This is a genomic window from Lichenibacterium minor (genome assembly GCF_004137685.1).
Lineage (GTDB): Bacteria > Pseudomonadota > Alphaproteobacteria > Rhizobiales > Beijerinckiaceae > Lichenihabitans > Lichenihabitans minor.
In genome coordinates this window covers 1-1,691 of sequence record NZ_QYBB01000136.1, presented here as the reverse complement: position 1 = coordinate 1,691, position 1,691 = coordinate 1, and the positions used below count along the sequence as shown (strand labels likewise).

Annotated in this window: 1 protein-coding gene; it reads left to right on the top strand. The window is 64.0% G+C overall.

The annotated features are described in order from the left end of the window. Positions 1-120: 120 nt before the first annotated feature. Positions 121-1,341 (top strand): sensor histidine kinase, encoded by a 1,221-nt coding sequence (locus D3273_RS27675; protein WP_129230255.1) that lies wholly within the window; start codon positions 121-123, stop codon positions 1,339-1,341. Positions 1,342-1,691 lie beyond the last annotated feature (350 nt).

The window sequence follows — 1,691 nt, the reverse complement described above, 5'->3', positions numbered from 1 at the left end:
CCTTCATCTGGACCGCCTCAGCCGCCAGCGTCATGGCCAAGCTCAGGGTGCATCAAACGAATGACTCAGAGCACTAGGGCGGGATGGAACAGGTAGAATGCACCAAGTCCAAGGAACATCATGACGTCAGAGCAGCCGACCGACGTTCGACGCGAGGCCGCCTCGGCCGTCACGCCAGAACAAGGTGCGACCACTGCCGAGGAGCTGGCCTACCGTCTGCGCCAGCAGGAGCTTACCGCCGAGTTCGGATTGTTCGCGCTGAAGACGCATGACGTGCAGGCGCTGCTGCAGGAGGCCACTGAAGTCTGCGGCGAAGGGATGAAGACCAGACTCTGCAAGGTCATGCAGTACCAGCCCGACGAAGGCGATCTGCTCATGCGCGCCGGGGTGGGCTGGAAGCCTGGCTATGTAGGCGTTGCACGCGCCGGGGCCGACCTCGGAAGTCCGGCGGGCTACGCGTTCCAGACCGGTGAGCCAGTGATCTCCAACCACCTGCAGGGCGAGACTCGTTTTCGGACGCCGCAGATCCTGGTTGATCACGGGGTGAAGCGCGCGATCAACGTGCTGCTGCGGAGCGGCAAGGACAAATTCGGCGTGCTGGAAGTGGACAGCCCGGTCCAGGGTCGCTTCACCGGCACCGACCTCGCCTTCATGCAAGGGTTTGCCAACCTGCTTGGGGTGGCGATCGAGCGCCAGCGCTCGGAGGGGGCGTTGCGCACGAGCGACGCGCAGCTCCGTCAGGCCCTCGAACACCAGGGCGTGCTGACGAAGGAGATCAGCCATCGGGTCAAGAACAGCCTGTCCATCGTCGCGAGCCTGCTGAGCATGCAGGCGCGGGCGTCCGACCACGACGAGGTGCGCCGCGCTCTCGCCGACGCGGAGAATCGCGTGCAGACCATCGCTGCCGTCCACGACCGCCTGTGGCGGACGGAGGAGGTGCACAGCATCGATCTGGCCGAGTTCCTCGGCGGCCTGTGTCAGCAGTTTCAGGCTGCCGGTCCCGAGCACGCGGTCAGCTACGACATTGCCCCAGTACTGATCTCGACTGACGATGCGGTGACGCTGGGCCTGCTCGCCAACGAGCTGGTCACCAACGCGATCAAGTACACTTCGCCCAAGGCCGAAGGCGACATCAGGTTGACCCTGACACCGCTCGGCCGAGGCGAACTCCGCTTCGAGGTCCGCGACCACGGCCCCGGGCTGCCAGCGGAGTTCGATACGACGAAGTCCAAGAGCCTCGGCATGAAGCTGATCGCTCGTCTCGGTCGCCAGCTCGGCGGCAAGCCGGTTTGGCAGAACTCCAACCCCGGCACGCGCTTCGTGTTGGAATTCACGCCTTAGGAGCAGGCGGTATAGGATATCTGTGCTGGTTCTACCTATGGTCGGCCCCGGTCATATTCAATCAGAAGGCGTGAGAGAAGCACCGATAGGGTTAGATTACTACGGCTCATGCTGGCCGGGGCTGCCGCTCAGTCCAAATTGGATGTACCCTAGGAGAACCGGCCGACGTGGACCTAGAACCGCGTTCCCTGGAAAGTGATATCGCCGCGGTACACGATGCGTCCCGTCTCGTCGCGTACCTCGCAGATCACGGTATGCCGATCGCGATTAGGCGTAAGCGGTGCGCCGGGCCCACGTTGCGGATGGCTGGCTTTTAGAGCAGGGCTCGGCGGAGGCGGTTCGGCACGGCG